Origin of the sequence: Streptomyces sp. 71268 (assembly GCF_029392895.1) — a bacterium.
In the GTDB taxonomy this organism is placed as follows: domain Bacteria; phylum Actinomycetota; class Actinomycetes; order Streptomycetales; family Streptomycetaceae; genus Streptomyces.
The window spans coordinates 2,450,712-2,477,137 of record NZ_CP114200.1 but is presented as its reverse complement, the minus strand read 5'-3'; the positions used below and the strand labels follow the sequence as shown (position 1 = coordinate 2,477,137).

At 72.9% G+C, this 26,426-nt stretch carries 21 protein-coding genes and 1 pseudogene; 11 read left to right on the top strand and 11 right to left on the bottom strand.

The features are described 5' to 3' along the window. Together OYE22_RS09135 and OYE22_RS09130 are read left to right on the top strand one after the other, a co-directional pair. A complete protein-coding gene (locus tag OYE22_RS09135; protein ID WP_277319940.1) occupies positions 1-7,362 on the top strand; it encodes a type I polyketide synthase in 7,362 nt (2,453 codons plus the stop codon). 51 nt (positions 7,363-7,413) lie between these two features. Then, complete coding sequence (locus OYE22_RS09130; RefSeq protein ID WP_277319939.1) at positions 7,414-7,656, top strand: DUF5988 family protein; 243 nt, start codon at positions 7,414-7,416, stop codon at positions 7,654-7,656. Positions 7,657-7,720: 64 nt separating this feature from the next. On the opposite strand, the gene OYE22_RS09125 is transcribed toward OYE22_RS09130, so the two are convergent. Together OYE22_RS09125 and OYE22_RS09120 are read right to left on the bottom strand one after the other, a co-directional pair. After that, entirely contained in the window at positions 7,721-8,596 is an 876-nt protein-coding gene (locus tag OYE22_RS09125; RefSeq protein ID WP_277319938.1) for an aminoglycoside phosphotransferase family protein, read from the bottom strand. Between the two features lie 186 nt (positions 8,597-8,782). Beyond that, on the bottom strand, positions 8,783-11,023 hold the full coding sequence (locus OYE22_RS09120) for an MMPL family transporter (RefSeq protein WP_277319937.1): 2,241 nt from the start codon (positions 11,021-11,023) through the stop codon (positions 8,783-8,785). Between the two features lie 112 nt (positions 11,024-11,135). On the opposite strand from OYE22_RS09120, the gene OYE22_RS09115 reads away from it, so the two are divergent. Then, positions 11,136-11,846: a TetR family transcriptional regulator gene (locus OYE22_RS09115; protein WP_277319936.1), complete on the top strand. Its 711-nt coding sequence runs from the start codon at positions 11,136-11,138 to the stop codon at positions 11,844-11,846. 240 nt (positions 11,847-12,086) lie between these two features. Here the strand turns inward: OYE22_RS09115 and OYE22_RS09110 are convergent, their stop codons facing one another. Next, complete coding sequence (locus tag OYE22_RS09110; protein WP_277319935.1) at positions 12,087-13,295, bottom strand: serine hydrolase domain-containing protein; 1,209 nt, start codon at positions 13,293-13,295, stop codon at positions 12,087-12,089. A gap of 111 nt (positions 13,296-13,406) precedes the next feature. Between OYE22_RS09110 and OYE22_RS09105 the strand changes: the two genes are divergently transcribed. Beyond that, on the top strand, positions 13,407-13,688 hold the full coding sequence (locus OYE22_RS09105) for a DUF6087 family protein (protein WP_277319934.1): 282 nt from the start codon (positions 13,407-13,409) through the stop codon (positions 13,686-13,688). A 249-nt stretch (positions 13,689-13,937) separates the two neighbouring features. On the opposite strand, the gene OYE22_RS09100 is transcribed toward OYE22_RS09105, so the two are convergent. Both OYE22_RS09100 and OYE22_RS09095 read right to left on the bottom strand, forming a co-directional pair. Next, on the bottom strand, positions 13,938-14,273 hold the full coding sequence (locus OYE22_RS09100) for an EthD domain-containing protein (RefSeq protein ID WP_277319933.1): 336 nt from the start codon (positions 14,271-14,273) through the stop codon (positions 13,938-13,940). Positions 14,274-14,448: 175 nt separating this feature from the next. Then, positions 14,449-15,447, bottom strand: a complete 999-nt coding sequence (locus tag OYE22_RS09095; RefSeq protein WP_277319932.1) for a DUF5937 family protein — start codon at positions 15,445-15,447, stop codon at positions 14,449-14,451. Between the two features lie 67 nt (positions 15,448-15,514). Here OYE22_RS09095 and OYE22_RS09090 point away from each other — a divergent pair, with 67 nt between their 5' ends. Then, positions 15,515-16,423, top strand: coding sequence for an aldo/keto reductase (locus tag OYE22_RS09090; RefSeq protein WP_277319931.1), 909 nt, complete (start codon positions 15,515-15,517; stop codon positions 16,421-16,423). 9 nt (positions 16,424-16,432) lie between these two features. Here the strand turns inward: OYE22_RS09090 and OYE22_RS09085 are convergent, their stop codons facing one another. Further along, positions 16,433-17,599 carry a helix-turn-helix domain-containing protein gene (locus tag OYE22_RS09085; RefSeq protein ID WP_277319930.1) on the bottom strand — a complete coding sequence of 389 codons (1,167 nt, stop codon included), beginning with the start codon at positions 17,597-17,599 and terminating at the stop codon, positions 16,433-16,435. A gap of 132 nt (positions 17,600-17,731) precedes the next feature. On the opposite strand from OYE22_RS09085, the gene OYE22_RS09080 reads away from it, so the two are divergent. From OYE22_RS09080 to OYE22_RS09065, 4 genes and pseudogenes are all read left to right on the top strand, one after another. Next, positions 17,732-17,977, top strand: coding sequence for a hypothetical protein (locus OYE22_RS09080; RefSeq protein WP_277319929.1), 246 nt, complete (start codon positions 17,732-17,734; stop codon positions 17,975-17,977). Continuing rightward, a complete protein-coding gene (locus OYE22_RS09075) occupies positions 17,974-18,282 on the top strand; it encodes a hypothetical protein (RefSeq protein WP_277319928.1) in 309 nt (102 codons plus the stop codon). Before OYE22_RS09080 ends, OYE22_RS09075 begins: the two co-directional genes overlap by 4 nt. Further along, positions 18,279-18,755: a hypothetical protein gene (locus OYE22_RS09070; RefSeq protein WP_277319927.1), complete on the top strand. Its 477-nt coding sequence runs from the start codon at positions 18,279-18,281 to the stop codon at positions 18,753-18,755. Before OYE22_RS09075 ends, OYE22_RS09070 begins: the two co-directional genes overlap by 4 nt. 129 nt (positions 18,756-18,884) lie before the next feature. Beyond that, a pseudogene (locus tag OYE22_RS09065) lies at positions 18,885-19,302 on the top strand (IS5/IS1182 family transposase); the annotation flags it as partial. A 78-nt stretch (positions 19,303-19,380) separates the two neighbouring features. Here OYE22_RS09065 and OYE22_RS09060 read toward each other — a convergent pair. Further along, a complete protein-coding gene (locus tag OYE22_RS09060; protein WP_277319926.1) occupies positions 19,381-19,596 on the bottom strand; it encodes a hypothetical protein in 216 nt (71 codons plus the stop codon). A 111-nt stretch (positions 19,597-19,707) separates the two neighbouring features. On the opposite strand from OYE22_RS09060, the gene OYE22_RS09055 reads away from it, so the two are divergent. Further along, positions 19,708-20,301: a TetR/AcrR family transcriptional regulator gene (locus OYE22_RS09055; RefSeq protein WP_277319925.1), complete on the top strand. Its 594-nt coding sequence runs from the start codon at positions 19,708-19,710 to the stop codon at positions 20,299-20,301. 130 nt (positions 20,302-20,431) lie between these two features. On the opposite strand, the gene OYE22_RS09050 is transcribed toward OYE22_RS09055, so the two are convergent. From OYE22_RS09050 to OYE22_RS09035, 4 genes are all read right to left on the bottom strand, one after another. Continuing rightward, positions 20,432-21,499, bottom strand: coding sequence for a tetratricopeptide repeat protein (locus OYE22_RS09050; protein WP_277319924.1), 1,068 nt, complete (start codon positions 21,497-21,499; stop codon positions 20,432-20,434). Continuing rightward, on the bottom strand, positions 21,496-22,944 hold the full coding sequence (locus tag OYE22_RS09045; RefSeq protein ID WP_277319923.1) for an AAA family ATPase: 1,449 nt from the start codon (positions 22,942-22,944) through the stop codon (positions 21,496-21,498). Before OYE22_RS09045 ends, OYE22_RS09050 begins: the two co-directional genes overlap by 4 nt. A 152-nt stretch (positions 22,945-23,096) precedes the next feature. Further along, positions 23,097-23,942, bottom strand: coding sequence for an SDR family NAD(P)-dependent oxidoreductase (locus tag OYE22_RS09040; RefSeq protein WP_277319922.1), 846 nt, complete (start codon positions 23,940-23,942; stop codon positions 23,097-23,099). Positions 23,943-23,976: 34 nt separating this feature from the next. Further along, entirely contained in the window at positions 23,977-25,464 is a 1,488-nt protein-coding gene (locus tag OYE22_RS09035; protein ID WP_277319921.1) for an MFS transporter, read from the bottom strand. 292 nt (positions 25,465-25,756) lie between these two features. On the opposite strand from OYE22_RS09035, the gene OYE22_RS09030 reads away from it, so the two are divergent. Continuing rightward, positions 25,757-26,248: a MarR family winged helix-turn-helix transcriptional regulator gene (locus tag OYE22_RS09030; RefSeq protein ID WP_277319920.1), complete on the top strand. Its 492-nt coding sequence runs from the start codon at positions 25,757-25,759 to the stop codon at positions 26,246-26,248. Positions 26,249-26,426: the final 178 nt, after the last annotated feature.

Below are 26,426 nucleotides of genomic sequence, written 5' to 3'. Positions count from 1 at the left end.
ATGACCACCCAACGATCCGCCACCTCAACGGAAACCATCGTCGAAGCGCTCCGGGCCTCGGTCACCGAGGCCGAACGGCTGCGCCAGCACAACGAGGAACTCCTCGCCGCCCAGCGCGAGCCGATCGCCATCGTCGGCATGGCCTGCCGCTTCCCCGGCGGCGTGGCAACGCCCGAGGACCTGTGGCAACTCGTCGTGGACGGCGCCGACGCGCTGTCCCCGCTGCCCACCGACCGTGGCTGGGACCTGGCCGCGCTGACCGACCCCGAGCTGTCCACGCACGGCACGAGCTACGTCAGCGACGGCGGCTTCGTCCACGACGCCACCGAGTTCGACGCGGCGTTCTTCGGCATCTCGCCCCGCGAGGCGCTCGCCATGGACCCGCAGCAGCGGCTGCTTCTTGAGACCGCCTGGGAGACCCTGGAGCGGTCCGGCATCAGGCCCGAGACCCTGCGCGGCAGCAAGACCGGCGTCTACATCGGCGCCGGTGCCCCCGCCTACGGCACCGACCTGGACGAACTCCCCGAGGACGTGCAGGGCTACACCCTCACCGGCACCGCCACCAGCGTCGTGTCGGGCCGCGTCGCCTACACCCTGGGCCTTGAGGGCCCCGCCGTCACCGTGGACACGGCCTGCTCGTCCTCGCTGGTCGCCCTGCACCTGGCGGCGCAGGCGCTGCGCCGGGGCGAGTGCACCCTGGCCCTCGCGGGCGGCGCGACGATCATGTCGAGCCCCGGCGTGTTCCAGGAGTTCAGCCGGCAGCGCGGGCTCGCCCCGGACGGCCGCTGCAAGGCGTTCGCCGCCAGCGCCGACGGCACCGGCTGGTCCGAGGGCGTCGGCGTGCTGCTCGTGGAGCGCCTGTCGGACGCCGTACGCAACGGTCACCAGGTGCTCGCCGTGCTGCGCGGCTCGGCCGTCAACCAGGACGGCGCCAGCAACGGCCTCACCGCCCCCAACGGCCCCTCCCAGCGCCGCGTCATCCGCCAGGCCCTGGACGACGCCCGACTCGGCGCGCACGAGGTCGACGCCGTCGAGGCGCACGGCACCGGCACCCGGCTCGGTGACCCGATCGAGGCGGAGGCGCTGCTCGCCACGTACGGCAAGCGCACCCCGGAGCAGACGCCGCACCCGCTGTGGCTCGGCTCCATCAAGTCCAACCTGGGCCACGCGCAGGCGGCGGCCGGTATCGGCGGGGTCATCAAGATGGTGATGGCCCTGCGCGGCGGGCTGCTGCCCAAGACGCTGCACGTGGACGAGCCGTCCCCGCACATCGACTGGTCGGCCGGCGCCGTCGAACTCCTCACCGAGGCCCGCCCCTGGCCCGAGACGGGGCGCCCGCGTCGGGCCGCCGTCTCCTCGTTCGGCATGAGCGGCACCAACGCCCACCTCATCCTGGAGCAGGCCCCGGAGCCGACACCACGGAGCACGGGGCACGGGGCCACGGCCACGGGGCACGGAGCACGGGGCACGGAGCCGGCCGAACGGGGCACGGGGCACGGGGCGCCGGGCCTCGCCGGGGCGCTGCCCTGGCTGCTGTCCGCCAAGAGCCCCGCCGCGCTGCGCGACCAGGCCACCCGACTGCTCGACCACGCGCGCCGCCACCCGGCCCAGACCGCCGCCGACCTCGGCCTCTCCCTCGCCACCACTCGCACCGCCCACCCGCACCGCGCGGCGCTCGTCGGCACCGACCGGGACGACCTGCTGCACCACCTCACCCTCCTCGCCGAGGGCGCCGAGTCCCCCCACCTCGTCCGTGGCACCGCCGACGGAACGGCCCGCCCCGTCTTCGTCTTCCCGGGGCAGGGCGCGCAGTGGGTGGGCATGGCGCGGGAGTTGATGGCGTCGGCTCCGGTGTTCGCGGAGTCGATGGCGCGGTGTGGCCAGGCGTTGGCCCCGTTCATCGACTGGGACTTCGCGGCCGAGTTGGACGGTTCGCTGGAGCGGGTTGACGTCGTGCAGCCGATCTCGTGGGCGGTGATGGTCTCCCTCGCCGAGCTGTGGCGTTCGTACGGGGTTGAGCCGGCCGCCGTGGTGGGTCACTCGCAGGGTGAGATCGCCGCTGCCGTGGTCGCCGGAGCGTTGTCGTTGGAGGACGGGGCGCGGGTCGTGGCCCTGCGCTCGAAGGTGATCGGACAGCGGCTCGCGGGCAAGGGCGGCATGGTCTCGCTCGGCCTGCCGCGCTCCGAGGCGGAGGAGCGGATCGCCCCGTACGGTGCGCGGATCGCGGTCGCCGCCGTGAACGGCGCGGCCTCCACCGTCGTCGCCGGCGAGCCCGCCGCCCTCGATGAGCTGATCGCCGGCTGTGAGGCGGATGAGGTGCGGGCCAAGCGCATCCCCGTGGACTACGCCTCGCACACCCCGCAGGTCGAGTCCATCCGGGACGAGTTGCTGCGTGTCCTGGACGGCGTGGTGCCGCGTACCGCCGAGATCCCGCTGTACTCGACCGTCGAGGCCGAGCCCGTGGACACGGCTGGGCTCGACGCGGCGTACTGGGTGCGGAACCTGCGGCAGGAGGTGCGGTTCGGGCCGACCGTGGAGCGGCTGATCGCGGACGGCTTCGGCTTCTTCGTGGAGTGCGCGGCCCATCCGGTGCTGTCGATGAGTATCCAGGAGACGGCCGGTGCGGACGCGCCGGTGACCACCGTCGGGTCGCTGCGGCGCGACGACGGCGGGTCGCGGCGGTTCCTGACCTCGCTGGCCGAGGCGCACGTGGCCGGCGCGCGGATCGACTGGGCGCCGCAGTTCCCCGGGGCCCGCACCGTCGACCTGCCCACGTACGCCTTCCAGCGTGAGCGGTACTGGCTGGAGGCGCCGCCCGTCGAGCACGGGGCCCAGCGCTCCGGCGGCGCGGCGGCCAGCGGCGCCGACGAGCGGTTCTGGTCCGCCGTCGAGAACGCCGACCTCGACGGGCTCGCCGCCGAACTCGGCGTCTCCGGCGAACCCCTCAAGGCGCTGGTGCCCGCCCTCGCCGACTGGCGGCGCGGCCAGCGCGAGCAGGACACCATCGACTCCTGGCGGTACGTGACCAGTTGGCGCCCGGTCACCCACCCGGCCGGCGCGCTGACCGGCACCTGGCTGCTGGTCGTACCCACCGCCCACGCGAGCGACCCGTGGGCCGAGGCCGCCACCGCCGCCCTCACCGAGCGCGGCGCCGGCCTCGTCCGCCTGGACGTGGACCCGGACACCGACGGCGCCGACCGGGCAGCGCTGGCCACCGTGGTGCGCCGGGCCGTGGAGGGGGCGGGCGAGCTGGCCGGCGTGCTGTCGCTGCTGCCGTTGGACGAGTCGGCGCACGCCCGGCACCCCGCCACCCCGCGTGGCTTCGCCGCCACCCAGACGCTGCTCCAGGCGCTGGGTGACGCCGCCGTAACGGCGCCGCTGTGGTGCGCGACCCGTGGCGCCGTCTCCACCGGCCCCTCCGATCCGCTCACCAACCCGCTCCAGGCGCAGGTCTGGGGCCTTGGCCGGGTCGCGGCCGAGGAGGTGCCCGAGCGCTGGGGCGGCCTGGTCGACCTGCCCCAGGCGGCGGACCGGCGCTCCCGTGGCCGGCTCGCCGACGTGCTCGCCGGGCTCGACGGCGAGGACCAGGTGGCCGTGCGCCCGGCAGGCGTCTTCGCCAACCGCCTGGTGCGCGCCCCGTGGCACGAGCCGGCGCGGGACCACGCCTGGGCGCCCCGTGGCACTGTACTGATCACCGGTGGCACCGGCGCGCTCGGCGGCCACGTCGCCCGCTGGCTGGCCGGCAACGGGGCCGAGCACCTGCTGCTCGTCAGCCGGCGCGGGCCCGCCGCCCCCGGCGCCGACGCCCTCGCGGCCGAACTCCGGGCCGCGGGCGCCGAGGTGACCGTCGCCGCGTGCGACATCACCGACCGCGCCGAACTGGCCGCGCTGCTCGCCGCCGTCCCCGCCGACCGCCCGCTGGGCGCCGTCGTGCACACCGCCGCCGTCCTGGACGACGCGGTGCTCGACTCGCTCACCCTGGACCAGCTCGACCGGGTGCTGCGGGTCAAGGTGCGCGGCGCGGAGAACCTGCACGAGCTGACCCGGGACGCGGACCTGTCGGCGTTCGTGCTGTTCTCGTCGTTCGCCGGCACGTTCGGCGTGCCGGGGCAGGGCAACTACGCGCCCGGCAACGCCTACCTCGACGCGCTGGCCCGGCACCGCCGCGCCCAGGGCCTCCCGGCCACCGCCATCGCCTGGGGCCACTGGGCCGGCGGCGGCATCGCCTCCGGCGAGGCCGAGGCGCAGTTGCGCCGCCGGGGCGGTTCCGAGATCGAGCCGGAGCTGGCGCTGCGCGCGCTGCGCCAGGTCCTCGACCACGACGAGACGTGCGTGGCGATGGCCCTCATCGAATGGGAGGAGATCGCCCAGCGCGGCGGCGGCTTCGACGCGCGCCCCCGCCCCCAGCTCCGCGACCTGGCCGACCTCAGGGAGCTGCTGAGCGCCGACTCCGGTCCCGCCACCGGCACCGGGCACGGCGCCGTGGCCGACGGCGAGCACGGCGCGTTCGCCCAGACGCTGGCCGCCGCCCCCGCCTCCGACCGCGACCGGGTCGCGCTCGACCTCGTACGCGGCCACGTCGCCGCCGTCCTCGGGCACGCCAGCCCGGACGGCGTGGAGCCCGGCAAGCCCTTCCGCGACCTCGGCTTCGACTCGCTGACCTCGGTCGAGCTGCGCAACCGCATCGGGACGGCCACCGGGCTCACGCTGCCCGCCACCGTCGTCTTCGACCACCCGACGCCCACCGCGCTCGCCCGTGAGCTACGCGAACAACTCGTCGGCCACCTCACCGACACCACCGACGAGGCGGCAACGCCTGCCACGCACACGGCGGTTGAGGCGACGACCACACCGGACGACGACCCGATCGTCATCGTCGGCATGGCCTGCCGGGCGCCCGGGGGAGTGGAGACCCCCGAACAGCTCTGGCAACTGCTCGCCGACGAGCGCGACGCCGTCGGCCCGCTGCCCACCGACCGTGGCTGGGACGTGGCGGCCCTGGAGGGCGCCGGCGTGGACGTGCCGGGCATGCGGTACGTGCGCGAGGGCGGGTTCCTCGCCGAAGCGGCCTCCTTCGACGCGGAGTTCTTCGGCATCAGCGAGCCCGAGGCCATCGCCATGGACCCGCAGCACCGGCTGCTCCTGGAGATGTCCTGGGAGGCGTTCGAGCGCGCCGGGGTCTCCCCGCACACGCTGCGCGGCAGCCGGGTCGGCGTCTTCGCCGGCACCTTCTCGCAGGGCTACTGGACCGGCCTGCAACAGGTCCCCGACGAGGCGCGCTCCTTCCTCAGCGGAGGCATCTCACCGGCCGTGGCCACCGGCCGCATCGCCTACACCTTCGGCTTCGAGGGCCCCGTCCTGACCGTGGACACCGGCTGCTCGTCCTCCTCGGTCGCGCTGCACCTGGCCGCCCAGGCGGTGCGGCAGGGCGAGTGCGTGATGGCCCTGGCCGGCGGCGCCTCGGTGCTGGCCAACCCCGCCGTCTCGCCCGACATGGGCGTCGGCGCCGCGCCCGACGGCCGCTGCAAGTCCTTCTCGGCCGCCGCCGACGGCACCGGCTGGGGCGAGGGCGCGGGCATGCTGCTCGTCGAGAAGCTGTCCACGGCCCGCGCCAGCGGCCACCGGGTGCTCGCCGTCATCCGTGGCTCCGCCGTCAACCACAACGGCGTCAGCAACGGCCTCGGCGCGCCCAACGGCTCGTCCCAGCAGCGCGTCATCCGCCAGGCCCTGGCGGACGCCGGGCTCACCGCCCACCAGGTCGACGCCGTCGAGGGCCACGGCACGGGAACGCCGCTCGGCGACCCGATCGAGGCCCAGGCGCTGCTGACCACCTACGGCGAGGGCCGCGACCCGGAGCAGCCGCTGTGGCTGGGCTCGTACAAGTCCAACACCGGCCACCCGCAGGCCGCATCCGGCGTGCTCGGCCTGATCAAGACGGTGCTGGCCATGCGGCACGGGGTGCTGCCCAGGTCGCTGCACTCGGAGGAGCCGTCGCCGCACATCGACCAGTCCTCGGGCACGGTGCGGCTGCTGACCGAGACGGTGCCGTGGCCGGCGACGGGGCGCCCGCGCCGCGCCGGCGTCTCCTCGTTCGGCGCCAGCGGCACCAAGGTGCACATCATCGTGGAGGAGCCGCCCGCCGAACCGGCCACCGCGTCCCAGCCGGTCGCGCCGGCCTCCGGCGTGCTGGCCTTCCCGCTCTCCGCCCGCTCCGCGCCCGCCCTGCGGGCCCAGGCGGAGCGGCTGCGGGCCCACCTCGCCGACGAACCCGAGCTGACGCCCACGGACGTCGGCTGGTCGCTGGCCGCCTCCCGCGCCGTCTTCGAGCACCGCGCCGTGGTCCTCGCCGACGACCGGCCGGGCCTGCTGGCCGGCCTCGCGCGGCTGGTGGCCGACGGCACGACGCGCGACGGTTCCGGCACCGTCATCCAGGGCGTGGCGGCGGCCACCGAGGGCACCGCCGTGTTCGGCTTCCCCGCCCTGCCGCCCGGCACGGGCACCGGCCTGCCCGGCGTACGCGAGTTGTACGACGCCTACCCGGCCTTCGCCGACGCGCTCGACGCCGTCTGCGCCCACCTGGACACCAGGCTTGAGCACTCGGCGCGGGACTGGGCGCTGCGCACCGACACCAGTGCCTGGCCGCCCTCGCCCACCACCGCGCACGCGGCCTCCTTCGCCGTCGGCTGCGCGCTGTTCACGCTGCTCCAGGGCTGGGGCGTGCCGCCGGCCTCGGTCATCGGGGCGGGCCCGGGCGCCCTGGCCGCCGCGTACGCCGCCGAGGTGCTGCGCCCGCAGGACGCGGTCGAACTCCTGCTGGCCCTGGCCCGTACCGACGAGGCCCCGGACGCCACCGACACCGACGCCGATGTCACCGCCACTGATGCCACGGCCGCGCTCCGCGCCACGCTGGACGGTCTGGAGCTGCGTTCGCCCACCATCCCGCTGCTGTCCGCCGTCACCGGCGAGCCGGTCACCCCGGACGTGCTCCGTACCCCGGAGCACTGGGCGCACAACTGGGGCGCCAAGGAGTTGGCCGCGCCCTCCCGCGCCGCCGGCGGCTCGCTCCTGCTCGGCCCCGCGCCCGACGGCCTGGCCGCTGGCTGGACGACGGGCACCACGGGCCTCGCGGGCGTCGCGGACGGCGTGCTACCGGCCAATGCCCTGGACGCGGCCGGCAGCCGGTCCGGGCTGCTGTCCGCGCTGGCCCACCTGCACGCGGCCGGGGTGCCGGTGGACTGGCGGCAGTCCTACGCCGGGCTCGGCGGGCGCCTGGTGGAACTGCCCACCTACCCGTTCCAGCGCGGCAGTTACTGGCTCCGCCTGCCCGTCGAGGCCCTCGTGGCCGGCGCCGCGACCGCCTAGCCGCCGCCCCCCACCCCGTACACCCATCCACGAAAGGACAAGGGAGCGCCCATGGCCACCACCACGACCATGACCACGAACGCGACCACCACACCGAACGCGCTGCTGCGCGGCGGCCCCGTGCACCTGGCGGACGAGGCCCGCACCCGGCACGTCGACGAGCGGCAGTCGCACCTGAAGCTCTCCATGGGCAACTGCTACGAGCACTTCCGCGCCACCCAGGAGACCGTCTCGCAGCACGGAGCGGTGCTGCGCGTCTTCGACTGGGAGGGCCGCACGTACGTCGCGGAGTGACCCCCACTCCACACGGTGCGGTACCACGGGGCGGGCTCGCGAACGCGGGCCCGCCCCGCCCGCGTCACCGGTAGCCGGCGAGCCCGTCCGCCAACTCCTCCGCGTCACCGTCCTGGTGCGCGGCCAGGGCCTGTTGCAGGGCGAACGTGCCCCGGATGGCGTCGATACGGGCGTCCCACTCCGGCCGCGTCCAACCGCCGTACGCGCGTACCCGCCCCGCGAACTCCGCTCCGTAACTGGCGCCGACGGCCGCGAGGTCCTCGGCCGGGTCACCGATGACGACCTCGTCCCAGTCCACCACGCCGCCCAGCCGGGGCAGTCCGTCGTCCGCGCGGGTCCACAGCACGTTCTCGGCCCCCAGATCGCCGTGCACGAGCGCGTCCGCGCGGTACGGCAGGCCGTCGAGCGCGGTCAACTCCCGCTCCGCCCGGCGCCGCCCCGCCTCCGTCATGAGGCCGTACAGCTCCGCGCGCACCCGCTCCGCGAACCGCCGCCACCGGTCCTCCTCGACCGCCGGCACCGCCACGCGCACCGCCGCGTCGGCGCCGGCCACGGCCAGCCCGGTCAGCAGCGCCGCGTACTGCTCCGCCACGGCGTCGGTCACGACATCGGCCACCCCCGGCCCCACCACCGCCCCGGCGTCCAACGGCGCCCCGGGCACCCGGCTCAGCACCAGGTACCCCGGCCCGTCGGGGGCCGGCTCGCCCGCGAGCAGTGGCACCGGCGTACGGAACCCGAGGTCGAGCCCGGCCAACGTGCGCAGCACGGCCGCCCGCTCGGGCAGCCGGGCCGCCGCCGCGTCGCTGCGCGGCAGGCACACGACGCGCTCCGCGCCGACCACCACCCGGTGGAACTGCCCCTCGTGGACGACGAGGTCGCCCGGCTCGTCGGCGGGCAGCAACCGTCCCAACAGGCGGCGGTGCGCGACACGTACATCCATCAGGCTGCGTCCTCACGTGCGGTACGGGCGAGCCGGCGCTGCCCGCGGCCGGCCCCGAGCGGCCGGCCCGCCGCCATCGTTCCGCACGCCCGCGCCCCGCGCCCGCCGATTACGCGGCCTCCACCGCTGGACGCACCACGCCCACGCCCCGCCCGCCGCTCCGTACCGGTGGGCGGGGCGCGTCCGTCACCTCCCGACCGGGGCCCGCTCGCCCCCGGCCCCACCGGGGCCACCGTCACCGCCGCCACCCGGGGCGACGGCCGCGGCGTCCTGCTTCCGGCGTCCCGGGCGCCACCACGCCGCGTCGCCGAGCAACCCCATCACGGCGGGCACCAGCACCATCCGGATCAGCGTCGCGTCGATGACGACGGCGGTGGCCAGCCCGATGCCGATGATCTTGATGAGGGTCTCCGGCACCGAGACGAAGCTCAGGAACACGCAGGCCATGATGATGGCCGCGGCTGTGATCACACCCGCCGTGGAGGACAGGCCGGCGATGACGGCGCGGCGCGGGTCGCCCGTCTTCTCGTACGACTCGCGGATGGCCGAGAGCAGGAACACCTCGTAGTCCATCGAGAGCCCGAACAACACGGCGAACAGCAGCATCGGCACCGCCGACATGATCGGCACCGTCTTGTCCACGCCGACCAGGTCCAGGCCCCAACCCCACTGGAACATCGCGGTGATGACGCCGAAGGACACCCCGATGGACAACAGCGTCATCACGGCCGCCTTGAGCGCGACCACCGGCGCCCGGAACATGCCGACCAGCAGCAGCGTGCCGGCGCCCACCACCGCGAGCACCACCCACGGCAACCGCTCGCCGACCACGTCGGCCATGTCGATCTGAAGCGCCGTGGAGCCGCCCACCAGCGCCCGGCCCCCGGAGTCCGCCAGCGCCTCCGGGGCGAGGTCGTCGCGGATGCGGTGGACGAGGTCGCTGACCTCCTTGTCCTGCGGCGCGTGCCGGGGGACCACGGTCACCAGCGAGGCCGCCCCGTCGTCGCTGCGCTCGGGCTCCGTCACCCGCGCGACCTCGGGGTCCCGCTTCAGCTCGGCGGCCAGCGCCTCGGCGCCACCCCGCTCGGCGTCGGTGACGGTGATGACCAGCGGCGCGTTCCAGCCGGGCCCGAAGTTGTCGGCGATGTGGTCGTACGCCTGCCGCTGGGTCAGGTCGGGCGGTTGGATGCCGTCGTCGGGGTTGCCGAGCCGCAGCGACAGCAGGGGAGCGGTGAGCGCGATGAGCACGGCCGTGGCGCCGCAGGCGTACAGCAGCCGGTGCCGGTGCACGTGGTCGCCCCAGCGTGCGGCGCGCGAGTCGGTCGGCGGCGCGGCCACCCCGTGCGCGTCGAGCGTGAGGTCCGCGCCCCCGCCCTGACCCTCGGACCCGCCCTCGCCGCCGGCGGCAGCGGCGCCCGCCGTCTTGCCGCGCCCCCGACCCGTACGCCGCAACTTCGGCAGCGGCAGCGCGTTGACCCGGTGCCCGAGCAGGCCGAGCAGCGCGGGCAACAGGGTCAGCGCGGCGACCATCATCACGCCGACCGTGATCGCGCCCGCGATGCCCATGGCGCCCACGAACGGGATGCCGGCGAAGCTCAGCCCGAGGATGGCCACGACCACGGTGCCGCCCGCGAAGACGACGGCGTGCCCCGCGACGGCCGAGGCGTGCCCGGCGGCGTCGGCGGGCACGTCGCCCGCGGCGAGCTGCGCCCGGAACCGGCTCAGGATGAACAGCGCGTAGTCGATGCCCGCGCCGAGCCCCAGCATCACGGCGATGATCGGCGCCGAGGTGGGGATGTCGATGACGGCGCCGACCAGCAGCACCAGCGCCGTGCCGGCCACGATGCCGATGGCGGCGACGACGAGCGGCAGGCCGGCCGCGACCAGCGAGCCGAAGGCGACGATGAGCACGATCAACGCGGCGCCGACGCCGACGAGTTCGGCCGCGCTGGTGGTGGGCTCGGTGCCCAGGTCGATCACCATGCCGCGGAACTCGACGTCGAGCCCGGCCGCCCGAGCCCCCTCGGCGGCCTCGTCAAGCCGCTCGTAGTGCGACTTGTCCAGGTCGCCCAGTTCCTGGTCGTAGCTGACGGTCGTGGTGGCGGCCTTGCCGTTGGGGCTCGGCAGCGGCTGGTCCACCTTGCTGACGTCGGGCTGCTTCTCGATGTCGGCCAGCATCCGCCGCACGGCGGCGGAGCGCTCGGGATCGTCCAGCGTGCCGTCCGGCGCCCGCCACACGATCTGCGAGTCCACGGCGCCGAAGGCGGGGAAGTGGTCCCGCGCGGTGTCCGTGGCCTCCTGCGACTCCACGCCCGGCACCCGGAAGTCGTTCACGAAGGTGCCGCCCGCCGCCTGCCCGACGGCGAGCAGGGCGACCGCCGCGACCAGCCAGGCACCGATCGTGCGCCAGGGGCGGACAGCACACATTCGACCAAGGGAATGTAGTAAGCGCTCCATGTTTTGATAAAAGCTCAGCCAGAGAAAAACTGCAAGGGATGCAAAAATGCATGGGATGCCGAAACTTGGGTAGGCTGTGCGCATGATCGAGACGACGGCTGTCCCCTCGGAGCCCATGGGGCTCCGCGAGCGCAAGAAGCTGCGCACGCGGCGCGCGCTCATAGAGGCCGCCGTGCGCCTGGTGGCGGAACAGGGGTACGAGGAGACGACGGTGGCCCAGATCGCCGCGTCGGCCGACGTCTCGACCCGCACCTTCTTCAGCTACTTCCCCGGCAAGGACGACGTCCTCTTCGCCGACAGCCAGCAGCGCGTCGACGCCCTGGTGCGCGCGGTCGCCGACCGCCGCCCCCAGGAGACCGTCGCCCACCTGCTGCTGCGCGCCCTGGAGGGCTCCGTCGTCTCGCCCGACGCGGCGGCCGACCTCACCGGCGAGGTGCCCTCGCTGCGCGTCCGGCTCATCCTCTCGTCCCCCGCGCTCCAGGCCCGCGCGCTGCACTGGCTCTTCGAGGCCCAACGCCAGCTCACCGGCGCCCTGTTGGAGGCGTACGGCGACGAGCTGACCGAGCCGGAGGCGGCGGCAGCGGTGGGCGCCCTCGTCGGCGCCCTGGTGAACACGGCCCTGATCTGCCTGGCCCGCGACGCCTCCGCCGACGAACTCCGCCTCGCCCTCAGCCGCGCCGCCCGGGTGGCCGTCGCCGGCCTCGCCAGCGTCGGCCCCAAGCCGGGCGCGGGTACGGGCACGGGCACGGACGCGCCCGCCCGCGAGGAGCCGGACGAGCCGGACGAACCGTAACCACCGCACTCGGCCGCGCCCCTCCGGACGGCCGCACCGGTCGCCCCCACGGCGACCACACCGACTGGGCGGGGCCCCAAGAGCTTCCCCCGTGGCCAGGGGCCCCGCCCGCCCCCCGTACCAGCGCCCCTCAACTACGCCAGCGATAGCGCCAGTTCGCGCACAAAGGCAACGGGCCCCGGCCCGAGCGAACAGCCCGACCCGGGACCCGCGCCCCGCGAACGATCTACGTACCCGCCATCACTTCCGCATCGTCTGCCCCGGGGCGCAGAACTCGGCCTCGAAGACCCGCTCGTACGGGGCGCCGTCGGCCAGCCAGTCGCCGTTGATCTGGAACGTCAGCGAGTGCGCCCCGTCGCGCGTCGTGGCCGAGCTGGTCAACGAGCCCCACACGATCCCGTCGTGGCCCCAGACCGTCTCGCCACACGACAGGTCGCGCGCGATGAGCCCGAGCCCGTACCGGAAGTGCTGACCGGTCTCCACGGTCGTGAACATCTCCCGCGTCTGCTGCCTCGGCAGCAGCCTGCCCCGGGTGAGGGCGCGGAAGTAGGTGTTCAGGTCCGCGCCGGTGCTGATCATCTCGCCGGTCGCGCCTGACCAGGTGGGGCTGTACTCGGTGGCGTCGTAGACCTCCGGGCCCGGGTTCGGCGCGTAGAGCTTGGAGTACCCGACGGAGTGCGGGGCGGGCAGCGTGGTGCGCGTGCCGGGGAACGAGGTGTGCTTGAGGCCGAGCGGCCTGATGATCCGCTGCTCGGCCTGGTGCGCGTAACTGTCACCGGTCACCGCTTCGATGACCATGCCGGCGAGCACGTAGTTGGTGTTGGAGTAGTGCCAGCCGTCGCCCGGCTTGAAGTACGGCGGGTACTTCAGGGCCATGGCCACGATCTCCTCGGGCGTCTTCACGTCGAACCGGTGCTTGAAGAAGCCGGGCCCGTTCATGGTCTCCTGCCACTCCGGCGTCTCCACGCTGTCGTGGATGCCGCTGGTGTGGTTGAGCATCTGCCGCACGCTGATCCCGCTGGCGTCGTACCCGTCGCCCCTGACCACGCCGGGCAGCCACTTCTCCACCGAGTCGTCGAGGTCGATCTCGCCCTCGGCCTCCAACTGGAGCAGCACGGTGGCCATGAACGTCTTGGTGATGCTCCCGGCCCGGAAGTGATCACCCGCGCTCCGCTCGCGCCCCGTCCCGGTGTCGGCGTACCCCGCCGACCCGAACCACTGCTTCCCGTCCGCCGTCTTCGTCGTCGCGGCCACGCCGGGCATCCCGGCCTCCACCAACCCGTCCAACGCGTCCTGCGTGGCCTGGTGCGCGGCGGCTCGCACCGACGCCCGTTCCCCGCTTCCGGCGGCGAACGCCCCAGGCGACCCCGCCACCGCCACCGATCCCACGGCCGCCACCGCGGCAACCCCGGCCAGCACCCGCCGAACCCGCACGGAAGAACCGAACATGGTGCCCCTCCCCTTGCCTGTCAGGTAAGCCTGCGTTGGGCACTCTAAGCGATCATGGGAACACGACACCGTGCGCGGAACCGCCATCGCGGCTCTGAGACCATCGAGCGCATGGGCAAGCACCGCCGTCCCGGCCCCCCGAACCAGCCCTCCCGTGCCACCTCACGCGCAGACGCCAACGATCCGCTTGCCGCGTACGAGAAGCGGCGCCGGGCCCCCATGGACGTCTACCGTCGCCACCGCCCGCTGCACGCCGGAGCCAGCCACCTCCGCCCCGACGAGCCCAGGGCCCTGGAGGCGTGGGACGGCTTCGCCTATGTCCCCGAAGGAATCGCCGAGAACCTCCGCACCGCGCAGGCGTGGGCGAACGAGCGCCCACACCCCGGCGTGTAGGGCGGTCGTCAGGCGTCGAAGTCGCCCTTCTTCACACTCGTTCACGAACGAGGTCCAACCGGGGCCCGCTCGACGCGGCTCCCGTCCTCGGCGCCGCACGAGGACCGGCACGACGACCGGCGCCCCGGTGGGGCCGGCCTCGGCGCAGGATGAGCCTGGGTCCGGGCAGACGGCGACGACGCTGTCTAGGCGTGGCCCGGTGGGGGGCTGGTCAGTTGCGCCCGCATTTCCGCCCGACGGACCGGCCCGTCAGATGACCTCCTTCTCCTCGGTGACCATCACGGCCACTGAGCCCATGTCGATGAAGCGTGCCTCGTCGGGGTTGACCAGCGTCCGGTAGTTGTCGGAGGCGAAGAAGGCGTCGTGGTCCTCCCAGTCCTCGAACCAGATCTCCGTCAGGCCGTCATAGGCCCGGGGCGGGTAGTTCTCGGCGGGGACCGGGTGCGATACGGCGTATCTGCGCACGTAGCGCTCCGCCTCCGGGATGGAGGTGAACAGCGGTGCGTGCCGATTCCGATGGTGGTCGACGAAATGCTCGTACGACATGCCCTCGACGCGGTTGATCATGAAGATGAGCTTCAGCATGGCGTCAACCTAAACACTCACATTGATGTCAGGGGCAAGTGAAGCAGGAGCATGGGGGCGGAGTTGGGCATGCGGATCGGTGAAGGGTCCGTACGTCGCGCCCACACGCGCCACAACGAGACCGTCTCGTCCTGAGTAGGCCGGGGCATTCCATCAGTGGCGGGTCGACACGAGGTCAGGCGGAGGCGGCCTGGAGGAGGGCTTCGGCCGCGGCGGTGCGGGCGTAGAGGACGGAGCGGCCGGCTCGGTGTGCACTGACCAGGCCCGCGTCGCGTAGCGCGGTGAGGCACTGGGACACCCCGGCGGGGGAGAGGCCGGTGCGGCGGGCGAGCCGGGTGGTGGAGTCCGGGATCTCCAACTCGGTCAGTACCAGCGTCCGGGAGCGGCCCAGTACGGCGGCGAGAGCGTCGGTCCGGGTGACGGAGCGTGGCTCCCACAGTGTGCCGACGCCGCGTGCTGGATAGGCGAGTTGAGGCGGGTCGGGCAGTGTCGTCCGGGTGCGCAGTCCCGGGCCGGTGAAGGCCGAGGGGATCAGCAGCAGTCCCGTGCCCGCTGTGGTGCGGGTCAGCGGCTGCTTTCGGCGGGTCATCCGCAGCGCGGTGCCGTCCCAGCTCAGCGACGTGTGCAAGACGTTGAGGAGGTGGCCGGTGCCGTGCTCGGCGGCCAGGCGGGCCCGGTAGCGGATGTCTGCGTCCAGCACTGCCCGGACGCGCGCCCAGTAGGGGGCGAGTGCCAGCTCCCAGTACGCCGCCAGCTCCTCCGCGACCCTGGGCAGGAAGCTTTGCGGGTCGTCGCGAAGGGCTCGCAGCCGGGGGCCGAGGCCGCCCTCGTGGCGGGCCAGGTGGTCGAGGTCCTGGCGTACCCGGTCGGCGGGCGACGCCCGGATCGCCTCCCGTTCCGCCGCCGGAGTGGGAGCCGGCCCGGTGGGGGCCGGGTTGAGAAAGTCGGGGACGTAGCCGCCGGTGGGTGGGATCAGCTCGGACAGCCAGCCCCGGTCCAGTCCGGAGGCCAACAGGCGCGGGCGTACCTGGTCGGCCCAGGGCCGGTGGACCGGATACGTGGTGCCGGCCCTCAGCAGCCGGAAGCTGGGAGCGACCTCCCACATCGGTGAGACGGCGAACCGCACCTGCGCCAGATCGCTCGTCGAGAACGCCAGCTCGGCCAGGACAACCACCCTTCAACGGATTCAGGCATACGTGAATCAGTGGCGGGTCACCCTACCGCGCGCAGATCATCCCGCCATGACCTCACAGACGATCACCGCGGCGGCGTCGGGCACCTGGAAGCTCGGCGACCTGACGGTCAACCGAATCGGGTTCGGCGCGATGCGCCTGCCGCAGCACGGCGAGGCGTTCGCCACCGACGCCGTCCCGCGCGCCCGCGACCAGGCGATGGGCGTGCTGCGCCGCGCGGTCGAGCTCGGCGTGAACCACATCGACACCGCCGCGTTCTACTTCTCGCGCCTCCGCTCCGCCAACGAACTGATCAACCGCGCCCTGGCTCCCTACCGGGACGACCTCGTCATCGCCACCAAGGTCGGCCCCGGCCGCGACCCTTCCGGCCAGTGGCTGCCGCATGCCACCCCCGAGCAACTGCGCGGCCAGGTCGAGGAGAACCTGCGCCAGCTCGGCCGCGACCACCTCGACGTGGTGAACCTGCGCATCGTCGGCACCGATTCCATCGCCGAACGCTTCGGCGCACTCGCCGAACTGCGCCAGGCCGGACTCATCCGTCACCTCGGCCTGTCCAACGTCCACCCCCACCACCTCGCCGAGGCTCAGAGCATCGCGCCGGTGGTCTGCGTCCAGAACATGCACGGCATCGGCGCGTCGCCCGAGCAGCGGGAGTTTCTGCGCGTCTGCGGCGAACAAGACATCGCGTTCGTGCCGTTCTACTCGATCGCCGGCACCGGACGCACCGCCGGCGCGACCACCGACCACGACCCGGAGGTGCACGCCATCGCCCGCGCACGCGGCGTGAGCACAGCCCAGATCCGACTGGCGTGGACCCTGCACCAGGGCCCCCACGTCCTGGCCATCCCCGGCACCGGCGACCCCGACCACCTCACCCAGAACGTGGCCACCGGCTCCCTGCGCCTGTCAGCGGAAGACCTCGCCACGCTGGACTCCGTCCACCACGAGTCAGGTTGATCAATCCGTTCAGTCGAGACTGAGCGGGTCGCTGTTCACGATGTGACCCAGGTGCTCCAGCGCGTCGCCCGCGCTCGGTGGGGCCGTCGGGAGACCTCGCCGTACGCTCGCTGACAACAGGTTGCGGGTTCGCGCGGACGCGGTCTTTCCTGCCGTGTCGTGCAGCCCGACGGCGAGTTCCTCCGCTTCCCGCCAGGCCCTCTCGTGGATCAGGCAGTCGAGCAGTCGCGCGGTGCTGATGCTCCGGTAACCGACTCGCGCGGAGCCGGCGGACTCCAGGGCGCCTCGTAGGTGGGGGACGGCCTCGCGTTGGCGACCTGTGGCCCACAGGGCGTAACCGAGATGCCCGTCGATCTCCTGGTGGGACACCCACCACGCCCACGCGGGGTCGTCGTCGCGCGCCCCGTCGTCCAGGAGTACCCGGGCCTGGTCGAGGGCCCGGGCGCCACCCGCCGCGTCGCCGGTACCGAACCGCCCTTTGGCGTCGCGTACGAGGAACATCGCACGGACCCGCGAGGACAACCGTCCGGCGAGCACACCGCTGGCCGTGTCGAGAGCCTTTCGGTACTGGCCTCGCCACTCGGCCACCATGGCGATGTTCTGCAGGATCAGCAGTTCCATGGTTCGGTCACCACTCACCCGAGCCAGGTCGAGCGCGGCGTCGTTGTAGCGCTCGGCGGCGTCGTGCTTCTCGGCGTCGAACAGGGCCCAGCCCGCGATCTCCGCCAACTCGGCGGCAGCGGACCGAATGTCCCGGTTGTACGCCGACTCGTAGTCACCGCACTTCAGCCGCGCGTGGACGGTCCTGTAGGCGTGGGCGGCCGCGTCGGCGATGGGCATCCCGCCGTCCTCGTTGTCGAGAACCACCAGCCGCTGGGACGTCTCCCGGATGGCACGGGCCAACTCGGCACCCCGTACGTCGCTTATGCGCACGAGGGAAGCAGTCGCAGGTTCGTCCGTACGCGCAGACGCTGCCAGTAGCGACACCAGTTCGCCGTCGGCGCTCAGCAACCGATCCAACGCCACGGCCAAGGCGTCCGAAGGAGCCTGTCTGCCGGCCAGTACCCGAGTGAGGTAGGCAGGGTCGTAACTCATCGCGCGGGACGCCGCCCTGATCGACAGCCCCCGGTCACGCAGCATTTGCTGAGCACGCCGCACGAAGTTCCGAGTCCCCATGCGGACTCATGGTAGCCACCGCCAGTCATCAGGCAGTCATCGCGGAACTACTGCCCGTGGGGAACGAGCTGAGCAAGGCTTGTGGACGACCGATCACCAACGGTGAAGAACGCCTTCGTGAGGGCTGCGACCATGGGAGAACACCTGATGACGCTGCGCGTGTACCGGCGACGCCCCGGGGAGGTCGGCCCGCCCGATCCGGCCTCTGCTGTCGTCAGCGTGACCGCCGTCGACAGCGAGCGGGTGTGGCGGGACGACTACCTCTGGGCCGCCACCTCGGCCTGGCCCCCGTGCCGCTGCCCGATCCACCGCCGCCAGCACACGTCCGGGTCCGCGTCTGTACCCGTATCCGCGAACCTCGCCGGGGGCGCCGTATGACGACGGAAGGTACTCACCGGGTCATCGTTCGCGGCGTCGCCCTGCGGTTCTTCCTGTACGTGGACGGCGGGTGGGTGCCGGTCACCGACACCGAGTTCCACGCTGCCTACGAACAGTCGATGTTCGACCCCGCCGCCCTCCGGTACGACGTGCTGTGCCCCAACCGGCGGCGCGTGGAGTACAACACCGTCGAGGGCTGGTTCTGGTCGGACGGAAGCGCGGCGTCCGGGCTGATCACCTTCGACGACCGCAGCCCCGGCGAGTGCGCCGGGCTGGCGGGGATCGAGGGGGTCCGGGTCGCATGACAGGCCGCCAGGTGTGGGTGTTCCTGCTGGTCCACTGCCCCGCCGACACCCGTAACCCGCTCGACTCCGCCCGCCTGTGGCCGCGCGTGCTCCAGGTGGTCAGGGACGGCGTGCCGTACCCGCCGGGCGTCGTACTGCGCCCAGGGGAGTCGATCCAGCGCGCCGCCGAACGCACCGGCGCCGCCCTCGGCATCGCGCTGCCCCCGCCACCGCTCCGCCTCCTCGCCGTGGACCAGCAACCCGCCACCGCGGCCGGTCAGGCCGAAGAGTTGGCCCTCTTCGTGGACGGCGGGCGCGTGGCCGCCGACGCGTTCGCCGCCCCACCCTGCGCGCGGCACGGCCTCACCTGGACGCCCGTCGAAGACCTCGGCCGGGTGGCCCTGGTGCACGCCCTCCGTACGCGGCTGCTTGCCGTCGACCCCGCCGTACTGGTGGAGGGCATGCCCGTCGCGTGCGAGGGGCGGGATGGCTAGGGCCTGTCCGGCGGATCACGTGACCGGCCCGCCCCTTGATCCTTGGCATGCTCTTGGGGTGGGGGGATCTCGCGAACGCGCCGAAGTGGTCATCAACGGGAACCTGTATCGCAACCGCACGGGGGTGCCACACCTGGCCAGTGGGGCGACGCCCCACGGCTCATCCCGGTCATGGACCGCATGCGGGTGAGCCGCCTCGATGGTGGCCACCCTCGCACCCGTCCCGACCATGTCGGTGGCGACAAGGCGTACTCTTCCCGCCGCAACCGCCGCTACCTGCGGCGACGCTGGATCAAGCACACCATCCCCCGAGCCGAAGAATCAGCGCGTCCACCGCCAGGGCCGGGGCGGCAGGGGCGGCCGTCCCACCGGCTTCGACAAGACGATCGGCAAGAGGAGGAACGGAGTTGAGCGGACGTTGCACGCCCTGAGGAACTCCAGGGCCGTGGCCGGCGAATACGACAGGCGCGCCTACGTCTTCCACGGCACCGCCACCGCCACCGCCACCGGCACCGGCACTTCGATCCGACTCTGGCTTCGCCCGTGATCAGCTGGGCAGAACACCTAGCCGTCTCCGTGTGCTCGTCTTCTTGTGGAGACGCCTGCGCGGATCCCCCACGCCGAGTCAGTCGTCAGCCGCCTTACGGGCTTCGTGAGCCCGCCCCGCGATGACCACGCCGATCACGACGGCCAGTACGTACACGATGATGCTCGCGGCGAAGCCTCCCGGTAGCCAACCCAGCAGGCCGGCGTTGTCGTGGTCGGCGAGTTGGCGGATCGCGCCCTGGGCTCCGATGACGAGCAGGGCCATGCCCAGGGCCTGGTAGAGGCCGTACTTCATGGGTTTCTCCTCGGCCTGGTGCCGTTTACCATGCACTTGCACTGTAAACGGACGGCATCCGGTTTCGCAATGCGATCGCATGGTGAAGGTGGCGAGGAAGGTGGCGGCGTCGTGCCGAAGATCGTGGATCACGAAGCGCGCAGGACGCGCCTCGTCGAGGCCGTCTGGTCGCTGGCCGCACGCGGCGGCATCGAGCAGGTGTCGCTACGCAAGGTGGCAGAGGAGGCGGGCGTCTCCATGGGCCAGGTCCAGCACTACTACTCCTCGATGCAGGCCCTGATCCGCGACGCCCTCGACCGAGCCGCACGGGCCGTGAACACCACCATTGAAAGCGCGGTCACGGCCGCCGACACGACCAGCCCGGAGGCCATCCTCCGCGCCTGCCTGTACGCCCTGGTCAGCCCGGCCGCGGAGAGCTCGCGGCTGATGCGCTTCGCGCTGGTGACCGCGGGCCGGGCGGTCTCCGATCCGACGACGGCCAAGCTCCTGGCACCGGGCGACGACGAGTTGCTCACCTTCACCGCCGACCTCATCCGGGCGGCCCGGGAGGAGCGGGGCAGCGAGCGGCACGACGAGGGACGTACCGACGCCGACATCTGCTGGTCCCTCGCCACCAGCCTCGGCGTGGACATCGCCCTCGGCTACCGCACCTCGGAAGCCGCCCAACGCGTCCTCGACCACCACATCGAGCAGGTCCTCCGCTAGGGCCGGTGTTCGCTCATGGCGCCACCCCGTACTCGCCGACAAGAACCGCCGGACAGGCCCAACTAGCCGCGTCCGACCACCCAACGCGGGCCAGCCTCCCGCAGCCCCGCTCAGCCAGCGCGGCGGTCCCTCACTTCGCCTTCTTCCGGTCGAACCAGATCGTGGCGGCCGTCGGCGCGAGGCCCACCCAGAACAACATCTGCGGCACCGTACGCTCCGTCCACGGCACCTCCGCGATCAGCAGCCCGCACAGCAGCGCCAGCGCCGCCTGCGCGAGGACGATCCGGGACCAGGTGCCGCGCCGCAACACGGAGCGCACGTTGAGCTGCACGCCGGCGCGCAACCGCCGGTAGCGCCGGAAGGCCCCGAACGCCCAGATGGCCGCCATCACCACCAGCACCCACAGCCGGGTACCGATCGGCACCGGCAACTCCGGCGCCTCGCCCTCCTCCGGGAACAGGTTGACCATCGCGCCCGCGCACACCAGGCAGATCAGCGCGAGCCACCGGGTGCCGCGCAGCAGCCGGTACGTGGCGCGGTCCAGGCCGTAGCTCAGGGACGAGGAGGTGGGCGCGGTGGCCAGCGCGCCGGCGTACATCTCGGCGGCGTCGGCCGCCCGCACGCCGGGCGCGTTCGCGGCCTTGGCCGTCTGCTTCTCCAGGGCGAGCGAATGCGTCGGATCGAGTTGCAGGATGCGCCGCTCGATCTGGTCCATCCACTCCGTGTCGTGCGCGACGGCGGCGACCTTCCACAGCGTCATGTACGCACTGACCTCTTCGGGACCGAGGCGCACCGCCTCCCTGGCCAGCTCGACCGCCTCCTGCCAGGTCTCCTGGCGCGGCGGGAGGAACAGCAACTCGGCCAGCAGCGAGTACGCGGCGAAGTACTCGGAGTTGAGGCCGATCGCAGCCCGCGCCGCCTGCTGCGCCTCCTCCCACCGGTGCAGGCTGCGCAGCACGTACGCCCGCAGCAGCATCGCGTTGTAGTCCTCGGGGGCGATGGCCAGCGCCTCGTCCGTCGCGCGCAGCGCCTCCGCGTGGTCCTTCGTGCCCTGGTGACACCGGCCGAGCCGGGTCCAGGCCCGTACGTCGGTGGGGTCCTCGGCGAGCCGCCGCGCCAGCAACGCCTTGGCGTCGTCGTACCGTTCGAGTTCGATGAGGGCGCCGGCCTGTGCCGTCAACGGATGCTCGGTCGTCACAGCTTGCGCTTCCGCTTCAGGTAGGCGACCAGGTCGTCGTACGTCCCGCCCTCGTTGGCGTACATCGCCACGTTGCGCGCCGTCGCGAACCACGGCTCCGTCGAGGGCGCCACGGCCTTGGCCGCGCGCAGCAGGTCCGCCATGTTGATCAGGCGCACGGTGCCGGTACGGGCCGAGTCGAGCAGCGCGTGCTCGGCCGCCGCCTCGCACACGTGGGCCAGGTCGGCGCCGGACAGGCCGTCCGTGATCTTGACGAGCTTGCCCAGGTCGACGGACTCGATGGGCCGGTCCTTGAGGTGGTAGCGTAGGATGGCCTCGCGCGCCGGCGCGTCGGGCGGCAGGACGAGGAGCGTACGGTCCAGGCGCCCGGGCCGGCGCAGCGCGATGTCCACGTCCCAGGGCACGTTGGTGGCGGCGAGCACGAACACGCCCTCGTTCGCGGTGGCGTCCACCCCGTCCAGCTCGGTCAGCAACTGGTTGACCGTGTTCCGCATCCCGGAGTGCTGCGTACGGCTGCGCTTGCCGCCGAGCGCGTCCAACTCGTCCAGGAACACCACGCACGGCGCCTGCCGGCGGGCCGTCTGGAAGATCTCGTGCATGTTGCGCTCGGAGTTGCCGATCCACATGTCCAGCACGTCGTTGACCGAGACCGACAGGAAGTTGGCCCCCAGCTCCCCGGCGACGGCCCGCGCGATGAACGTCTTGCCGCACCCGGGCGGCCCGTACAACAACAGCCCGCCGCGCAGGCTCTTTCCGTACAGCTTGCGCAGCTCCGGGTTGCGCAACGGGGCCAGGAACGCGGCCTCAAGCCGCTCCTTCACGTCCTGCATCCCGCCGACGTCGGCCAGCCGCACCGTCCCGGGCGCGGCCACCTCCCACGCGTCGGCGTCGCCCGGGTCCCCGCTGCCGTCCACGGTCAGCGGCGCCTCCACGAAGCGCGGCGGTACGACGTCGCCGACCTCGTTCTCGGCCGCCTGCCAGTCGAACCCGCCGCGCGGGGCGCCGGTGTTCGTGGTCTGGCTGGCGTCCGTGGCCTGGCCCGTGTCCGGGGTGGGGCTCGCGCCGGCGGGCGTGCCCGCGCCCGTGGCGGGCTGGGCGCCGGTGGTGGGGCTCGCGCCCGCGCCCGTGTGCGTGCCCGCGTCCGCGGTGGACCACTGCGCCCCCTGGGCGGGCCCGGCACCGGTCCCGGCCGGCGCCGGGGCCGACGCCGTGGCCGCGACCTGCGGCGGAGCGGGCGGCGGCGGGGCGATGGCGCGGGCCATGAGTTCGCGCGCCTGCGCGTGATCCGGCGCGTGCTGCAGGGCCACGGCGACCTCGGCCACGGCACCGGCCGCCTGCCCAGCGTCGAGCAACAACTCGGCGAGGTGCAGCCGCAACGCGACATCACCGGGCGTGGCCCGCACGGCCGCGCGCATGCTCTGTATCAGGGGAGTGTCCTCGGACATGAGCCCTACTCTACGTAGGCACCCGCAGCGGTCCGCGCTCGCCCGCCGCACCGCCCGGTACGCCGCCGGCCCACCACCCCGTACGCCGCCGACCGACGGCTCCGTACGCCACTCTCACCGCCCCCGGAGCCCTCACCGCACCTCCGCCCCCGCTACCCGGGCAGCATGGCGCGCCGCCCCGGCGCGGCCGAGGACTGCATGGTCATACCGCCGTCCACAACAAGCAGTTGACCGGTCAGATAGCGGGACTCGTCGGAGGCGAGGAACACCATGGTGTGTCCGATGTCCTCCGGAGCGCCCAGGTACGGCAGCGCGTTGCCCCGCTTCAGGGAGTCGATGACGTCCACGGGCAGGTTCTGCTCCAGGGCGGGGGTCATGACGGCGCCCGGAGCGATCGCGTTGCAGCGCACGTTGTGCGGCCCGTACTGGACGGCGATCGACTTCGTGATGCTGACCACCGCCGCCTTGACGGCGCCGTACGAGGTCTGCAACACGTCGCCCACCAGCGCAGCGACGGAGGCCGTGTTGATGATGGAGCCGCCGCCGGCGCGGATCATGTGCGGCACGGCGTACCGCGCTCCCCACAGCGTGCTGCGCACGTTACGGTCAACGGCCCGACCGAACTCGTCCATGTCCATGCGCAACAGGTCCAGATCCTTGCGCGGATCGGTCCCGCCGACGTGGTTGCAGAGCACGTGCAGCGCCCCGTACTCGCCGACGGCCGCGTCCACCATGGCGGCGACGGAGCCCTCGTCGGTCACGTCCACGGTGACCGGCAACGCTCGCCCACCCGATGCCACCACGAGTTCCGCCGTCTCCCGCGCGCCGGGCTCGTCGTAGTCGGCGACCACGACCCGGGCCCCCTGCCGGCTCATCAACACGGCGGCGGCCCGCCCGATCCCGCTCCCCGCCCCGGTGACGACCGCGACCTTGCCGGCCAACCGGCCCTCACCGGTGGGGTTCTCGTTGTCCTTGCCCTTGTCCTTGAGATGTTCCATGACGCGTAACAATCCTTCCGTCGTACGGGGCGGGTCAGCGGGTCTCGGTGGTGTTGCTGCTCGGGAGATCGGCCGGGGCCGAACGCGGAGCCTGCGGGGCGGTGGCGGTGGCGCCAGTGGCACCGGAGGCGCGGACGGCGCGCGGGATGGCCAGGGTGAGCAGCAACCCGACCGCCGCGGCGGCCATGGCGACGACGTACGTGACCCGGAACCCGTCCTCGGTCGGCACCTCGACCGGCCCGAGGCGCAGCGTCATGTTCGCCAGGATCGCGGCCATGACCGCGCTGGAGGTGGAGGTGCCGATCGAGCGCATGAGCGCGTTGACCCCGTTGGCCGACGCCGTCTCGGTCACCGGCACGGCGTCCATGATCAGCGCGGGCATCGCGGCGTACGCGATGCCGACACCGCCACTGACGATCACCGCCGTCAGGACGATCTGCCACACCTCGGCCATCAGGAAGAGGCCCACCGCGTACCCGAGGCCGATGACGGCGACGCCGATCAGCAGCGAGGTACGGGCCCCGTGCCGGGCGGTGATCCGGGTGGAGACCGGCGACAGGGCCATCATCACCAGCCCACCGGGCGCCAGCGCGAGCCCCGCCATGAGCGTGGACTGCCCGAGCCCGTACCCCGTGGCCTCCGGCGACTGGAGCAACTGCGGCAGGGTCAGCGACATCGCGTACATGGCGAAGCCGACCAGGATCGAGGCCAGGTTGGTGAACAACACGGGCCGCCGCACAGTGACCCGCAGATCCACCAACGGCTGCGCCACCCGCACCTCGTACGCCGCCCACAACACCAGCACCACGACGCCACCCGCGAACAACCCGAGTGTGCTACCGCTCGTCCACCCCCAGTCGCCACCCTTGGTCACCGGCAGCAACAGCAGCACCAACCCTGCCGCGAGCCCGATCGCCCCCACGGTGTCGAACCGCTCGGCCGCCCGGCTCGGCGGCGCCGGCAACAGCGTGACCACCAGCGCCAGGCACGCCGCCCCCAGCCCTGCGGCCAGCCAGAACAACACGTGCCAGTCGGCGTTCTCGACGATGGCGGCGGACAGCGGCAACCCGATCGCCCCGCCCACCCCCAAACTCGCGCTGACCAACGCCACGGCCCCACCGACCCGCTGCGCGGGCAACACATCCCGCAACATGCTGATGCCCACCGGGATCACCCCGGTGGCCAGCCCCTGCAACACCCGCCCGACGATCACCGGTATCAGCGCATCGGACACGGCACACAACACGGAACCCGCGACCAGCGACACGAGACTGCCGACGAGCACCTTGCGCTTGCCGTACATGTCACCGAGCCGCCCCGCGATCGGCGTGACCACGGCCGCCGCGAGCAACGTGGCGGTGATCACCCAGGACGCGTCGGACGGCTCGGCGTCCAGCAGGCGCGGGAGCTGCGGAATGATCGGCACGACGAGCGTCTGCATGAGCGACACGACGACACCGCTCAACGCGATCACACCCGTCACGACGCCCGGCCCCACCGTACGGGGAGAGGTGGCTGACAACGTTGGGACTCCTTGCGCGCAGGGGCGCCGCCATGGGCGCGCTGATGGGTGAGGGAGGGGTTCGGTTACGGGCTCGGGCACGGAGCCGGGCCCGCGCATCGAGTCCGAGCCACGGCCGCCGGACACACCCGATAGACCCGCTCGGCACTCCGCACGCAACCCTCAATATGCACAGTACACACAATATGCATAATGCACAACGATGGTCGGCGGTGCTCCCGACATCGTGAGCCCATCAGCGATGATGAGGTGAGCGAACCGAACCGGGACGAAACAGAGGGCAACCGAGGTCATGAGCGACCAAGAGCAACGGCTGAGCGACCTGGAGCGGGAGATGACCCTCCTCTCCCGCCACTTCGTCGCCTCACGCGGCCCCCGCATCGGCCAGAGCCTGGACCGCTCCGCCTACGTCCTCCTGACCCGCCTCGAAGCCGGCGACCCACTCACCCTCAAGGAGCTGGCGCAGACCTTCCACGTCGACGTCTCCACCATCAACCGCCAGGTCAGCGCCATGCTCAAAAACGGCCTGGTCGAACGCATCCCCGACCCCGCCGGCGGCATGGCCCGCAAATTCCGCCCCACCCCCCTCGGCCTCGACCGCCTGGAGGCCGACCGCACCATCAGCCGCGCCGGCACCACCCGCCTCATCGAGGTCACGGGCTGGTCGGAAGAGAAAACCGAGCAGTTCGTCAGCCTCCTCATCGAGTTCAACCAGAGCATCGAACAGATGGAGGGCCTGACGTGGTCGCGTGGGGGGACGGCGAAGGAGTCGGGGGAGGAGTGAGGGGAGTGCCTGGCGTAGGGAGCCCGCAGGGCGGTTTCCCCTTGTGCATGAGCGTGTGAGGCGCGTCGCCAGCTGGCTTGCGCCGGGGCCCGTCGTCCTATGTATCGCGCAACAGTCGAGTGGCGGCTCTCACCGCGGACGGCCACCAGTGCCCCGGCGCCGCCACCCGAGGCTGCGT

Coding starts and splice junctions, on each gene's coding strand:
- OYE22_RS09135 (WP_277319940.1), top strand. CDS start 1: ATGACCACCCAACGATCCGCCACCTCAACGGAAACCATCGTCGAAGCG.
- OYE22_RS09130 (WP_277319939.1), top strand. CDS start 7,414: ATGGCCACCACCACGACCATGACCACGAACGCGACCACCACACCGAAC.
- OYE22_RS09125 (WP_277319938.1), bottom strand. CDS start 8,596: ATGGATGTACGTGTCGCGCACCGCCGCCTGTTGGGACGGTTGCTGCCC.
- OYE22_RS09120 (WP_277319937.1), bottom strand. CDS start 11,023: ATGTGTGCTGTCCGCCCCTGGCGCACGATCGGTGCCTGGCTGGTCGCG.
- OYE22_RS09115 (WP_277319936.1), top strand. CDS start 11,136: ATGATCGAGACGACGGCTGTCCCCTCGGAGCCCATGGGGCTCCGCGAG.
- OYE22_RS09110 (WP_277319935.1), bottom strand. CDS start 13,295: ATGTTCGGTTCTTCCGTGCGGGTTCGGCGGGTGCTGGCCGGGGTTGCC.
- OYE22_RS09105 (WP_277319934.1), top strand. CDS start 13,407: ATGGGCAAGCACCGCCGTCCCGGCCCCCCGAACCAGCCCTCCCGTGCC.
- OYE22_RS09100 (WP_277319933.1), bottom strand. CDS start 14,273: ATGCTGAAGCTCATCTTCATGATCAACCGCGTCGAGGGCATGTCGTAC.
- OYE22_RS09090 (WP_277319931.1), top strand. CDS start 15,515: ATGACCTCACAGACGATCACCGCGGCGGCGTCGGGCACCTGGAAGCTC.
- OYE22_RS09085 (WP_277319930.1), bottom strand. CDS start 17,599: ATGGGGACTCGGAACTTCGTGCGGCGTGCTCAGCAAATGCTGCGTGAC.
- OYE22_RS09080 (WP_277319929.1), top strand. CDS start 17,732: ATGGGAGAACACCTGATGACGCTGCGCGTGTACCGGCGACGCCCCGGG.
- OYE22_RS09075 (WP_277319928.1), top strand. CDS start 17,974: ATGACGACGGAAGGTACTCACCGGGTCATCGTTCGCGGCGTCGCCCTG.
- OYE22_RS09070 (WP_277319927.1), top strand. CDS start 18,279: ATGACAGGCCGCCAGGTGTGGGTGTTCCTGCTGGTCCACTGCCCCGCC.
- OYE22_RS09060 (WP_277319926.1), bottom strand. CDS start 19,596: ATGAAGTACGGCCTCTACCAGGCCCTGGGCATGGCCCTGCTCGTCATC.
- OYE22_RS09045 (WP_277319923.1), bottom strand. CDS start 22,944: ATGTCCGAGGACACTCCCCTGATACAGAGCATGCGCGCGGCCGTGCGG.
- OYE22_RS09040 (WP_277319922.1), bottom strand. CDS start 23,942: ATGGAACATCTCAAGGACAAGGGCAAGGACAACGAGAACCCCACCGGT.
- OYE22_RS09030 (WP_277319920.1), top strand. CDS start 25,757: ATGAGCGACCAAGAGCAACGGCTGAGCGACCTGGAGCGGGAGATGACC.